The 12,445-nt window shown below is 60.5% G+C and carries 11 protein-coding genes; 5 read left to right on the top strand and 6 right to left on the bottom strand.

Features of this window, described 5'->3' with window-relative positions; all coding sequences use genetic code 11:
• Nucleotides 1-1,032: 1,032 nt before the first annotated feature.
• A complete protein-coding gene (locus ACSQ3F_RS23915; RefSeq protein ID WP_436102845.1) occupies nt 1,033-1,935 on the bottom strand; it encodes a nucleotidyltransferase and HEPN domain-containing protein in 903 nt (300 codons plus the stop codon).
• A 731-nt stretch (nt 1,936-2,666) separates the two neighbouring features.
• Between ACSQ3F_RS23915 and ACSQ3F_RS23910 the strand changes: the two genes are divergently transcribed.
• Complete coding sequence (locus tag ACSQ3F_RS23910) at nt 2,667-2,888, top strand: hypothetical protein (RefSeq protein ID WP_436102696.1); 222 nt, start codon at nt 2,667-2,669, stop codon at nt 2,886-2,888.
• On the opposite strand, the gene ACSQ3F_RS23905 is transcribed toward ACSQ3F_RS23910, so the two are convergent.
• The 5 genes from ACSQ3F_RS23905 to ACSQ3F_RS23885 all read right to left on the bottom strand — a co-directional run bounded on the left by ACSQ3F_RS23905 (nt 2,878) and on the right by ACSQ3F_RS23885 (nt 8,205).
• Nucleotides 2,878-3,588, bottom strand: a complete 711-nt coding sequence (locus ACSQ3F_RS23905) for a winged helix-turn-helix domain-containing protein (RefSeq protein WP_436102695.1) — start codon at nt 3,586-3,588, stop codon at nt 2,878-2,880. The genes ACSQ3F_RS23910 and ACSQ3F_RS23905 overlap by 11 nt on opposite strands.
• A 17-nt stretch (nt 3,589-3,605) precedes the next feature.
• The gene (fabG, locus tag ACSQ3F_RS23900) at nt 3,606-4,382 is read right to left on the bottom strand and encodes a 3-oxoacyl-ACP reductase FabG (RefSeq protein WP_436102694.1); all 777 of its coding nucleotides are present in this window, start codon (nt 4,380-4,382) and stop codon (nt 3,606-3,608) included.
• Complete coding sequence (locus ACSQ3F_RS23895; protein WP_436102693.1) at nt 4,379-6,094, bottom strand: acetolactate synthase catalytic subunit; 1,716 nt, start codon at nt 6,092-6,094, stop codon at nt 4,379-4,381. Before ACSQ3F_RS23895 ends, fabG begins: the two co-directional genes overlap by 4 nt.
• On the bottom strand, nt 6,091-7,446 hold the full coding sequence (locus ACSQ3F_RS23890; protein WP_436102692.1) for an aspartate aminotransferase family protein: 1,356 nt from the start codon (nt 7,444-7,446) through the stop codon (nt 6,091-6,093). The genes ACSQ3F_RS23895 and ACSQ3F_RS23890 overlap by 4 nt, the downstream gene beginning before the upstream one ends.
• Nucleotides 7,447-7,548: 102 nt before the next feature.
• On the bottom strand, nt 7,549-8,205 hold the full coding sequence (locus ACSQ3F_RS23885) for a GntR family transcriptional regulator (RefSeq protein WP_436102691.1): 657 nt from the start codon (nt 8,203-8,205) through the stop codon (nt 7,549-7,551).
• A gap of 213 nt (nt 8,206-8,418) precedes the next feature.
• On the opposite strand from ACSQ3F_RS23885, the gene ACSQ3F_RS23880 reads away from it, so the two are divergent.
• The 4 genes from ACSQ3F_RS23880 (at nt 8,419) to ACSQ3F_RS23865 (ending at nt 12,368) form a co-directional block, all read left to right on the top strand.
• Nucleotides 8,419-9,531: an ABC transporter ATP-binding protein gene (locus tag ACSQ3F_RS23880; RefSeq protein ID WP_436102690.1), complete on the top strand. Its 1,113-nt coding sequence runs from the start codon at nt 8,419-8,421 to the stop codon at nt 9,529-9,531.
• Nucleotides 9,528-10,421, top strand: a complete 894-nt coding sequence (locus ACSQ3F_RS23875; protein ID WP_436102689.1) for an ABC transporter permease — start codon at nt 9,528-9,530, stop codon at nt 10,419-10,421. Before ACSQ3F_RS23880 ends, ACSQ3F_RS23875 begins: the two co-directional genes overlap by 4 nt.
• Before the next feature lie 157 nt (nt 10,422-10,578).
• Nucleotides 10,579-11,301, top strand: coding sequence for an ABC transporter permease (locus ACSQ3F_RS23870; protein WP_436102844.1), 723 nt, complete (start codon nt 10,579-10,581; stop codon nt 11,299-11,301).
• Between the two features lie 62 nt (nt 11,302-11,363).
• Entirely contained in the window at nt 11,364-12,368 is a 1,005-nt protein-coding gene (locus ACSQ3F_RS23865; protein WP_436102843.1) for an extracellular solute-binding protein, read from the top strand.
• Nucleotides 12,369-12,445 lie beyond the last annotated feature (77 nt).

Genomic DNA, 12,445 nt, shown 5'->3' with positions numbered 1-12,445 from the left:
AACTTTCGCGCGTGATAAGGCGGGATCACTCACCCTCCCTGATGAACTGCTGGCTCTTCGGCTGAAGGTTATTCAGGCCTTTAGTGACGAGTTCTGAGGGCACGTTTTTCTCGACGGCAAATCTCCGGTGAGCTCCAGAGCGGCCGCGCCCTCACCGGCAGCACGAAAATCACTATACCCGCGTGGTCGATAGCCATGGCTAGAAATGCATTTCAGGTGGGATCAATGCCGCCGACTGTTTCGGCCTGCGCTGACATCATGACAGCCATCACTGTGCGTAGGATCGTCATCGTCTCCCCTCCTCCATTTGTTTCTGCCGCTGAGTTCGCTACCGGCGACGAATAGTCAGGAATGCATCCGTTCAAATGCAGGAGCGACAGCCCCTGCACCTCCGATTAAACGGAATAAAATTGCCATTAAATTATATAATGGAATATTTATTCCATTATATAACGCATCTGTCAAGTCCCTGCACACCAAAAAATCTCAAAAGAATGCAAGTGCAAGATGCATTTCATGCAAATCCCGTTGCGGGTCGTGCTGTCGCTGAGGGTAGCTCGCAAACCGACGTCAAGGGCTGCAGTCAGCGGAGAAGCTCTTCCTGCCTCACCTCACGCGCTTCGGCGTTCTGCGAAATGGCGAAAGATTTGAGGCAAACACATCGCGGTGCCAACTCGGGCGCATCCCGCCATCTCGGACCGAATTACGCGAACGGCCCCGCTGATCGCCCGATCGTGGCTGCCCCCGTCGGTCATGGCACCGGGGAAGTGAGATTTGATGCGCTAGACTTGGGTTTTGCTAACCCGAAGTGATCTGACATACGGCCGTCGAAAACTGCATGGACTTGCAGGCCCCACGCCGATTGCGCTGCCTACATGAAGCTGGCACGGAGCAGGTCGCCGCTGCGGATCTCCGATCCGAATCCCCCAAATACCGCTGAAGCGCGATCGGCTCGTGTCTACAGCCGTTCCTTGCAATTGTGAGTCGCGCGGGTTGCTCGTTAACCGCGCCAGAGCGACCATTTATAATAGTCTAGATAGGGCGAATCCGATTGAGATGACCTTCGCAAATTTTCTCAACCACCGATATGAGTGTCCCAGTCCGATCGGTCAGCCATTCCAAAGCGTCCTTCGAAATTTCAAAGTACGGCGAGTACCGAGCCTTGACGTAGGCTTCATTGAGGACGTTAAACCAAGAAACATATCGCTGCTGGCTACGCGGCCAAACATCTACAAGATCCCGGTGTTGTTCCTCTGCAAGGCTGCGCAGAAATCGCATGTTGTGGGAGGCTGGACTGTAGTTTGTCAGCACGAGTAGCACTGTGGAGTAGGCTTGTTCAATCGCTTGGTGAAGTAGGAATGCCGCTTCCTTCAAGTCACCCTGCTCTACGCAAAATCGGGCTGTCTTCAGGAATACTTTCGCATGCGGCAATCGATCCGCGAAATACCCGGCAGCCATCTGCCACGCCTCTTCGGGGCTGACCTGCCCCGGCAGCGCCAGCGGCTCCTCATCAAGCTCGTAGAGCGCCAGACCGTCGCGGCGAATGTCGACGAAAAAATACCGCCCGCGCCGTAGCTCGGCATTCACCTCTCTGAGAGAATGCACGATCAGACTGACCGGTGTGTTCACCTCGGGATGCCGCATCAATCGCTCATCCGCCTTGTGCCAATAGGCGGAAAAGTCCGTGAGCTTGCGATTGTTGACGATGACAAGAATGTCGAAATCGGAGCGGTAACCCTTCTTCGTATGCGGCTCGTCGACGAAGGTGCCCCGCGCATAGGAGCCGAAGAGGATGATTTTCAGGATCCGGCCGCGTTTCTTGAACTCCGCCGAAGCCCCTTTCAGCGCATCCTCGAACTCCTCGAGGATGACCTCGACGACGCGGCGAAGCTCGTGCTGCTTGACCGGCGGCAGGTGATCGAGGCTCGTCTTCATCGGCAATTAATACCTCTTCGGCTCTGATTCGAACCAACTATGCCGGTTTACGGCACAAGGGACAGTGCCGGAAGCCGGCCCACTTTTCAACGAAGGGTTTGCAAAGATGTTTTCACACAAGCTTTACAAACAGAGCCGAGCCATGCGCATCCGCACAGCCCATGCTTGCCACGCGGGTCGGTCATTGCATTGCGAGCGACAGATTGGACTCTGGGGCCGTGAACGCAACCAGACAAAGTAGAGCGCATCAGAGAATCGAGCATCGCGGCGGCAGAGCCACGGCTCGTGGACTGCGCATGCAACTTCGGTTCCAAGGGCAACCCCAGGAGGTTTAGCACAACGCCGCCGGCAGGGCGAAATCGGGATCGACCGCCCGCGAATTTGGTTTTCGCGTGGCCCGGAACCGTTTCGTTTTTCCGGTTCCTAAGATTTTTGTGCGCCCCGACCAGGCGGGCGAGATGACAGCCAGCACAGTCACCTCCTCGTTTCGCCCCTGCTCTGCCAGCTGCCGGTTCCCCGCCATGCGGGCGCCGCCAAGCCGTTGCGCCGTTCTCGATGGCCTCGGAAGCGCGTTTGCGCTTGCCGTAACGGCAACGGCCCTATAGAAAGATAGTCGCGATGAAACATTCGCCAGGGACGGCACGAGCTTCAAATCGACGCGGCGACACGCGTGCGACAACGTCCGGCGATCAACCAAAATCCCTTCCTGCGCCGGACGCGGGGAGACTATCGTGTCGCGAAATCCATCCAGATCGAAGAGACCGCAGCCAACAAACCGTGAGATCGTCAACGAAGGCAGTCCGGCCGATGATGCCATCATCGACCACGCCCATGCGCTCTACGGCAGTGAAGCAGCAACCGCCATCGCCTTCTGTGGGCTGGACGCCTGGTTCGACGGCGAGGAGGCGGAGTTCCGCCGCCTGGCGGGAATGTTTCGGCGGCTCAGGAATTAGACGGCTTTGAAGCCTTGATGCCGGATGGCATGTGAAGCGCGTAGCCGCGTCCCCGTACCGTGCGGATGAGACCCAGGCCCAGTGCATCCAGGGCGCGGCGGATGTGGCCGATATGGATGTCGACGGTTCGTGGCTCGACTTCGGCATGCTCCGGCCAGCAATTCTCAATAAGATCGTCGCGGTGGCAAACGACCGTGGGCGCCTGGAGCAGACGACGCAACAGGCGAAACTGCAACGCCGTCAATGCGACATCGTTTCCGCCCCGCCGCACTTTCACCGTTGCAAGGTTCATTTCAAGGTCGGCAAACCGAAGCACCGTTCCGGAAAAGCCTGGATGGCCGGCGGCAAGGCGCAGATTGCGCAGACGCCGCAGGAACTGCAGCAGAGCGACAGGATTGAAGGGACGTTCGAGACGCAGTTCACATGCGGGTGGGGCGACAGTCAGCCCGGCCTGATCCCGTGTAAGCAGGATCACGGCGACAGGCGGAGCAACAGCTCTCACCGCTGCCAGAAGGGCTCCCCTGTCAAGCGCCCCTTCCGACCAATCGATCACGGCGGCGGCTACCGCCTCGCGCCGGCAAAGGCGCACAACTTCGGAAGGCTGCGTCACAAGGAAAGCATCGAAGCCTTCGCTCACCAGCACATGGCGAAGCAAGAGGAAGAGCTGCGCGTCCGCGACGCAGACGAGGATCTTTGGCATGGTCCTGGCTCCGGTTTTCAGAGGGGAGCGAACTCCCCTCCATTCACATCGATGATTGCTCCATTGATGAAGCCAGCATCGCTTGAGACGAGAAAGCCGATCGTGCTGGCGACGTCCGCCGGTTCGCCGAGCCGTCCGACCGGAATGCGTGCCAGCGCTGCACGGTTGACCGCGCTGTCGGGGGCGCCCGCCATGCCCGTTGCGATGCGGCCCGGCGCGATCATATTGACGGTCACGCCCGTTCCGGCGCAGGCAGCCAGCAACGAACGCGACAGACCCGACAACGCGGCTTTGGAGACGACATAGGCGGTTCCGGCCACCTTTGGGATGGCCCTGCCGGCAATCGATCCGATCAGGATGATGCGCCCGAACCCCTGCAGTGCCATCGCCGGCACAACGGCCTGGCAGCACAACATCGCTCCGGTCAGATTGACGGAAAGAACGGCATTCCACTCATCGAGACTGACTTGCGCAAAGGGCGTTGCACCATCCGGGCTCTTTGGCGAGATGCCAGCGTTGCAGATCAGCGTGTCGGGAACACGCCACCGGTCCTCGACGTCAGAAAAGAAACCGGCAACCTGTTGCGGCGATGTCAGATCGACGCAGCGCGCGAGAAAGCGCCGGCTATCGAACTGCCGGCTGAGCCTGGCGGCGGCCTGATCCACATGGGCGGCACTTTGCCCGAAAAATCCAACCTTGAAGCCGGCGTGAAGAAGATGGCTGACGGCGGCAAGTCCGATGCCGGAACTGCCGCCGGTCACCACCGCAACACGTTGCGAGAGGTCGATCATCACGCCGCCTGGTCCATCGCGGCAAAGAGCGAGAGCGGCGGGTGGGCTTCCGGATCCGTCATGACCTCGATCAGGAACGGTCCATCCGCCTCGATGCCCTTCCTGATCAGGTCCGCCAGATCGCCGGGATCATCGACGCGCGCAGACCGGCAACCGCAGGCAGCGGCAATCTGGGCATGATCGACGGGCGAGAAATGGCACGCCGAGGTGTAGCGGCCGAACTTGACGGTCTCGGCGTCGCGCTGGAAGCCAAGGATACCGTTGTTCAGTACGATCGTGGTGACAGGGATGTTGAGGCGCACCATGGTTTCAAGTTCCGCCCAGCTATGGGCAAAGCCGCCGTCGCCGACCACGGCCACGACTGGGATCTCCGGCTGCGCGAGCTTTGCGCCAATCGCCAGCGGCAGCCCCCATCCCAGCCCGGCCAGCCCGCGCGGCGTAATGAACCGCGTGCCCTCGGCTGTGCCCCGCAATTGTCCGGTGACCCACATGGACGAGTAGCTCGCATCGGCGACGACAGTCAGATCGTCGTCAAGCCAGGGCTGAAGCTCGCGCATGACCCTTTCCGGCCGGATCGGCGACTGGTTCGACCGTGCAACCGGCTGACGTGCCTCCTCGAAATCCGCCCAGCACCGGGCGATCCGATCCTCAAGCTCCTCGCGGGCAGCGTGCCGGAGATCCAGGTTCCGCTCTGCAAGGGCCACATTCAGCGCTTTCAGGGTTTCCCGCGCGTCGCCAGCCAACCGGAGCGCCTCGAAGTTGCGTCCGATCTCCATCGGATCGACATCGATATGGATCACACGGGCCGTTTTCGGGATCTGGCGCCAGTTGTCGGTTCCGTTCTGATTGGTGCGCGTGCCAATCAGGATGATCAGGTCCGCCTCCTCCAGAAATTGCCGCGTCTGGGCACCAAGAGACCGGGGACCTGTCAGCGAGCCAAGGACGCCAAGCGAAAGAGGATGATGTTCGTTGACCGCGCCCTTGCCCATATTGGTCGTGCAAACCGGCAAGCTCGCCAGCTCTTGCAGGTGCGCGAGCTGCGTCCAGGCGCTTGCGCCATGCACGCCGCCGCCGGCGAGAACGACCGGCATTTTTGCAGCGGCGATCCATCCGGCTGCCTGTCCGATCGCCTCCTCTGTCGGTCGCCCGCGATCGAGCGGATAGCGCCCGAGACTGGCGCGGCGCACCGTTGCCGCAGGCTTGACCGTCGAGCGAAGCAGGTCGGCCGGCAGCAGAATCGCCACTGGGCCGGGACGACCGGATGTCGCCGCGGCAAAGGCAGCGTCGATATAGTCGTCGATGCGCTCTTCGACCTGGACGCGGCGCACCCATTTCGTGCAGGACTGGAAGAGCGCGATATGATCGAGCTCCTGGAAGGCATTCCTGTCGGCCTGGTCCCGTTCAACTTCCTGAACGAGCGCCACGACGGGGATGCTTGCCTTCATGGCTTCGGCCAGCGGCGGCACCAGAAGGGTCGCGGCCGGTCCGTTCTGCGCGGCAACGACGCCGACCTTTCCGGATATCCGGGCATATCCGTCAGCCATCGCTCCCCCCATATTTTCCTGCCGGTAGGATATCTGGCGGATGCCGCGTGCTTCCGCGGCAAGGACGACCGCCGACGGCAAGCTTTGGGCGAAAAGATATTCGACCTCGTGACGCAGAAGGGCGTTCGCGACACGATCGGCCACAGTCTCCTCGATCGATATGGTATTCACTGCTGCGCCTCCTCTTTGCCACCGTCAGAGGTTGTCAGAAACGTTTCGAAAGCAGACGACACGCTGTCGATGTCACCGTCGGTCATGGGCGTCGAAAGGCACGCGGCCGCATCGGCGGGAAGCAGGATACCGTTTTCCCGGAAGAAGCGACTGAGACTGCGCATCCGCGCTGCCTCCGCCGGCGTCATCCTTGCATCGGCATATGTGTTGGGAACCTTGCGCTTTGGATGGATGCGGAAGAGGGATGCCGCTCCCGCGATTGAAAACGAAGCGTCATGCTTTACCGCAAGTTCAGATAACTGTTTGCGCAGCCTGTCGCCCAGCCGTTCCAGACGCTCGAAATCCTCCGGCGTCATAGCTTCCATTGCGACACGTCCGGCAACCATCGAAACAGGATTGGCAGAAAATGTGCCACCCTGCGGCACCAGCGGCGCCTTTCCGTCTGAACCGAACACCGACATAACGTCGGAACGTCCTCCAACGGCGCCGATCGGAAAGCCGCCGCCAATGATCTTGCCGGCCGTCACGAGGTCTGGCGCAAGCCCGTAGCGGGACGAGGCCCCGTTATGGCCTTGCCTGAGATTGAGCACCTCGTCGGCGATGATGAGGATGCCATGTTCTTGTGCAAGGGCGCTGAGGCGCTCGATGAACTGAGGAAGGGGCTTGAGGAGCCCTGCCCGGCTCGGCATCGGATCGATGAGGATTGCCGCCAGGCTCTTGGCATGGGGCATCAGGCTCTCTTCCAGCCCATCGACATCGTTGAAATCGAGGACAACGACAGTGTCGGCCGTCGTGCCGGGCGCTCCGGTATAGGCCGATCTTGCCGTGCGGCGACCGGTCCTTGCGCTGTCAAAGGAACCGTACTGCCCGGTTTCGGCCCAGTCATAGGCGCCGTGATAGGCACCCTCGAAGCGGGCAATCGCCGGACGGCCCGTGAAGGCGCGGGCCGCCTTGATCGCAAACATCACGGCCTCCGTACCCGAATTGACGAACCGAACCTGCTCGATTGCCGGAATGCGTGAAACCAAAAGCTCGGCGAGCGCGATCTCATGATCGGTCGGGTTTGAGAAGCACGTTCCCCTTCGCAGCAGATCGGTGACGGCCTCGACCACCGGCGCAAAGCCGTGCCCGTGGAGGAGCGTGGTAAAATTGTTGTTGAGGTCGAGAAGGCGGTTGCCGTCGACGTCGACGACATAGGCTCCCTCACCCCTTGAGACATAAATCGGGTACGGATCGAGATCGATCGTGGACCGGGTGACACCGCTCGGAAACACCCCGCGGCCGCGACGATAGAGATCGGCCGAGCGCGGTCGAACATGCCCGGCCGCACCGGCAGCTGTTGCTGTAGACATCTGGGTTGCCTTCTTGTTGCAAGGGAAAATCAGAAGCTTTGCGCAAGCTTTATTTTTTGTTGCAACAAAAACGGCGCTCGTCAAGACGGTATAACAAAAAACCTAGAGAGCTGCGGCGCGCTCCCGGACGGCAAACCGCAACCGCCGATATCCGTCACGAATGTCGTTTTCGAACGCCGCACGCAATCCACCGCCATCCCGATCGGTGAGCGCCTCGATCACCATTTCATGGTTGCGCACCCCGTGTTTTGCCTCGGCAAATTCGGGATAGAGGCCATAGAAGGACGGACCGACGCGGAGCCATTGGGCTTCGATCATGGAAACCAGATGCGGCAATCCCGAGAGACGGTAGACAAGAAAATGGAACTCCTTGTTGTGCCAAAGCGACCGCGCGTAGTCCCTGCTGTCGAGTGCGGCGTTGATGAGAACCTGAATTTCTCCTAATTGTTCAATGTGTTCCGGCTTTGCGTGATCGACCGCGAGCTGTGCAGCCAGACCCTCGAGCGCGATGCGAATGAGGGTGATCTCCCGCAGGTCGGCTTCCGTGAGGATGGGCACGATGACGGTTTTCGGGCCGGCATACACCAGGGCGTTTTCCGTGGCCAGACGATTGATCGCATCGCGCGCCGGCGTCGAACTGACGTCCAACGCTTCGGCGACTGACCGCACCGTCAGCTTGTCGCCCGGCTTGTAGGCACCCCTGCTCAGCCGGTCCTTCAACTCGGCATAGGCTGCATCCCCAAGGTTTGCGTCTTTCATATTTCATCCTAAACGTGTTGACACAACATATTTTTGATGCAACAAAAATTGAAGTGTGAAGGTTTTGCAAAGTTTTGGCGCATCAAAGCGTAGCGATTCGTGGTGACAAAGTCACGCCTCCCACCCGACACGCCGGGAAGAACCGCGAACCGTCCGGAACCGACACGCTCACAGCAGCGCATGAGGGAACCCAACAGCAAAGAGGAAAACGACTTGATCGGACAACAGATGACACTTCGCCGGGTGCAGAAGACCTATGGCGCGGTCTGGGCGGTGCGTGAGACGGATCTTGAGATCGGCAAGGGCGAATTCGTTTCGATCGTCGGCCCGTCCGGGTCGGGTAAAACGACGCTCCTGACGATGATTGCGGGGTTCGAAACCCCGACCGCCGGCTCGATCATGGTCGGCGGCCAGGACGTGACAATGCTCGCGCCGAACCGGCGCAACATCGGCATGGTGTTCCAGAAATATGCGCTCTTCCCGCATATGACCGTGCGCCAGAACATCGCGTTTCCGCTGCGCATGCGGCGTCTGGCGAGGGGCCGCGACTTAGCCAAACGCGTTGACGCGATGCTGGAGCTCGTCCAGCTCGGCGCGTTGCAGCACCGCTATCCGCACCAGCTGTCTGGCGGCCAGCAGCAACGGGTGGCCGTGGCGCGCGCGCTCGTCTTCGACCCTCCTGTCATCCTCATGGACGAGCCGCTGGGCGCGCTCGACAAGAAGCTGCGCGAGGCGATGCAGTTCGAAATAAAACGGATTCAGGAACGGATCGGCGCAACGGTCATCTATGTGACGCATGACCAGGAAGAGGCGCTCACCATGTCGGACCGCGTGGCCGTCATGCACAAGGGCCGGCTGGAACAGATCGGGACACCGAGCGACCTTTATGCCAATCCCGACAACGCTTTCGTCGCCGACTTCGTCGGATCGGTCAATTTCATTCCAGGCACCGTCTGCGGCACGGATCACCTCGACGTGGCGATTAAGGTCGGCAACGCCCTCGTCCAGGTTCGCACGCCGCAGGGGCGTCAAGCCTACCGGCACGAGGAGGGCGCCGCCGTCCGGGTTGCCGCTCGGCCTGAGCATATTGCCATCGCGCCGTACCGCGATCGCGACGCGTTGAGCCTGTCGGGAACAATAGAGACGATGGTGTTTGCCGGCGCCTCAAGAACCGCGCTCGTGCGTCTGCACGAAGTTCCGGAGCTCGTGCTGCGCGCCGATGTACCCTCCAGCATTCGATCTCTGCCGGACCGCGGTTCCAATGTCGCGCTTTCCTTTTCCCTCGACGCGCTCAGGGTTTTTGATGCCGAGGGCGCAGCGCGATGAAGGTTCAGGCATCTGTCCAGAAGCAAAGCCGGCTTGCCACCATCACTCGACCCCGCGACGCCAGTCGCTACGCGCCCCTCACCTCGTGGTTCTTAACCCTTCCGCTGGTTGCGACGTTCGCAGTCGGCTTTTTGTACCCGTTAGCCAAACTCGTGGCGCTCAGCTTTGCAAATGGCGCCGAAAGCTACATCCGGCTCGGACAGGACGCCCTGTATATCGGTGTGATGACGACGACCGTAGTGACCGCCGCAGCCGTCACCGGCTTTTGCCTGTTGCTCGGATATCCGGTCGCTTTCGCCATGACCCGGCTTCGGGGAAAGGCGGCGCTCATCACGGCTGCCTGCGTGTTCGTGCCCCTTTGGACGTCGGTTCTGATCAGATCGTATGCCTGGATCGTCCTGTTGCAGCGAAATGGCATCGTCAACGATGTCCTGCAAGACGCAGGGCTGTCAATGCAACCGCTGAAACTTCTCTACACGCAGGGTGCCGTCATCGTGGGCATGACGCACATCCTTTTGCCGTTCGCCATTCTGCCGATCTATGCGACGCTGCGGACGCTGCCACCGGATTTGGCGCGCGCTGCCGCCAATCTCGGCGCGGGCCCTGTCCGGGCTTTCCTTTTGATCACCCTGCCGCTCAGCCTGCCCGGCATTTTTGCCGGCGCCATCCTCTGCTTCGTTCTCGCGCTCGGCTTCTACATCACCCCTGCCCTCATCGGTGGGCCGGGTTCCATGCTGATGGCCACGCTCATCGGCCAGCAGACGACCGTTCTTCTGGACTGGCCGTTCGCGGCAGCGCTGTCGACGGTTCTCTTGTCCGTCGCTCTCCTGATCGTCTTCCTGTTCCGCAGGGCTCTGTCGCTCAGCAAAGGATTTCACAATGTTCATTGAACGAAACATCCTGGCCCAAGAAGCCGCCACCGATCCTGCGACGATGCATCGGTCTCGAAGCCGCCCCGCCAAACAGGTCGTTCTCACCCTGCTGGCCGGGTTCGTCGTGGCACTGATCCTCTTCTTTCTCATCCTGCCGACATTGATCATCGTTCCAATGTCGCTCAGCACGACGTCGCACCTTCAATTCCCGCCTCAAGGTATAACCTGGAAATGGTATGCTGCTTATTTCAGCGACCCTGACTGGATGGCGGCAACCTGGTTCAGCCTGCGCATCGCTATTGCCACTTCGGTGACGGCGACTGTGGTCGGCACGCTGACGGCACTCGCCGTCGTCCGCGGGGATGTGCCGTTCAAGGCAGCGCTGCATGCGCTATCACTGGGTCCGATGGTCGTTCCTCACATCGTCCTCGGCGTCGCACTCTATCTCGTCTTCTCGCCGCTGCAGTTGACCGGAACCCTTACCGGCTTTCTGGTCGGTCACACGGTTCTTGCTGTGCCCTTCGTCGTCATCACAGTGACGGCAGCGCTGCAGCGACTTGACCCGGCGCTCGAGCTTGCGGCGCTGAATTGCGGCGCCAACCGGGCGCAGACCTTTTTCCATGTCACCTTGCCCAACATTGCCCCAGGTGTCGCGTCGGGAGCCGTGTTTTCCTTCCTTGCGTCGTTTGACGAGGCAACCGTCGCGTTCTTCATTTCGGACGTCGGCGGAAAATCGATCGGGCGCAAGATGTTCGAAGACATCGACTTCAATCTGACGCCTGTCATTGCGGCCGCATCCACCGTGGTTGTCGTCGCCTCGCTTTTTCTGATCGGCTTCGTCCAGCTTCTCTCGAAGGCCGGAAGCACCCAAAACCAAGCAGGAGTACAAGACCAATGATAAGTAGACGGATAAACCACGCATACAGTCTGGCTTGCCTCGTTGTTGTCGCCACCACGTTTATGACCGACTGCCCGGCGAACGCCCAGGATCAAGTGATCATCGCCTCAACCGGCGGTGCCTATGACCGCGCTCTCAAAGAGGCGTGGTTTGATCCTTTCACCAAAGCCACCGGCGTCGCGGTGACCATCGTATCGGCGACAAACGCCGAAATGCGCGCCAAGGCGGCGGCCATGGTGAAGTCGGGCAATGTGACCTGGGACCTTTATCTCGACGGAGAAATCCAATCAGCCTCCGAGGCCCATCGCCAGGTCACCGAAGACCTCACTGCCTTTTGCGCGCGCTTTTCGACCAAGGCGGACCTGGCGGCCAACGCTTGCGCGGCGGGAGGCGCGCTCCTCCAGTCGACGGCGACCTTGCTCGTCTACCGGAAGGACGATGGATTGCAAGCGGCACCCGAAACCTGGGCGGACATGTGGGATCTTGGCAGATTCCCCGGCGGCCGGGCATTTCCAAATTTCGACGATCCCTGGCGCGTCCTCGCCGCCGCACTTCTCGCCGACGGGGTCAAGAAAGACGAACTTTTCCCGCTTGACGTGGATCGCGCCTTCCGCAAGCTCGACGAAGTCCGCGACGACGTGACACTTTGGTGGAAAACCGGTGATCAGAGCGTGCAGGGCTTTCGCGACGGTGAGTACGATCTCGGCCAGATCTGGCTGACGCGGGCGAAAGCCATGAAGAATGATGGCTTGCCGATCGGCTGGTCTTACAAAGCCTCGTTTCTCGTCGGCGACAGGATTGCACTGATCAAAGGCGCGCCGCACCGGGACAATGCCCTGAAGCTCATTGCGTTCTGGCTCGACAACCCCGCCGTTCAGGCAAAAGCCTGCGACGTTTTATCCTGCACACCGCCGAGCACGGAGGCGATCTCCCTGATGTCGGAGGAAGCCCGCAAATCCATGCCAACGACAGCGGAGATCAAGGATAGCGTCATCGTTCCCGATGCAGCCTGGATCAATGCCAATGCCGCCATGCTGCTGCAGCGATGGAACAACTGGGTACGATGATACCCCGAATGCCACCCGGACAAACTTGGCCGGCTGATTATCGTCAAACGATCAAGCGGCCGGCCCCCAAAACACAG

It is taken from the genome of Pararhizobium sp. LjRoot238 (genome assembly GCF_964252955.1).
Lineage (GTDB): Bacteria > Pseudomonadota > Alphaproteobacteria > Rhizobiales > Rhizobiaceae > Pararhizobium.
The sequence above is the reverse complement of the archived record's forward strand: the minus strand, read 5'-3'. Positions and strand labels throughout refer to the sequence as shown.

Excerpts from the sequence above, each read along its gene's own strand:
- ACSQ3F_RS23905 (WP_436102695.1), bottom strand. The coding sequence starts at position 3,588 with ATGCCAAAGATCCTCGTCTGCGTCGCGGACGCGCAGCTCTTCCTCTTG.
- ACSQ3F_RS23865 (WP_436102843.1), top strand. The coding sequence starts at position 11,364 with ATGACCGACTGCCCGGCGAACGCCCAGGATCAAGTGATCATCGCCTCA.
- ACSQ3F_RS23875 (WP_436102689.1), top strand. The coding sequence starts at position 9,528 with ATGAAGGTTCAGGCATCTGTCCAGAAGCAAAGCCGGCTTGCCACCATC.
- ACSQ3F_RS23870 (WP_436102844.1), top strand. The coding sequence starts at position 10,579 with ATGTCGCTCAGCACGACGTCGCACCTTCAATTCCCGCCTCAAGGTATA.
- ACSQ3F_RS23915 (WP_436102845.1), bottom strand. The coding sequence starts at position 1,935 with ATGAAGACGAGCCTCGATCACCTGCCGCCGGTCAAGCAGCACGAGCTT.
- ACSQ3F_RS23885 (WP_436102691.1), bottom strand. The coding sequence starts at position 8,205 with ATGAAAGACGCAAACCTTGGGGATGCAGCCTATGCCGAGTTGAAGGAC.
- ACSQ3F_RS23890 (WP_436102692.1), bottom strand. The coding sequence starts at position 7,446 with ATGTCTACAGCAACAGCTGCCGGTGCGGCCGGGCATGTTCGACCGCGC.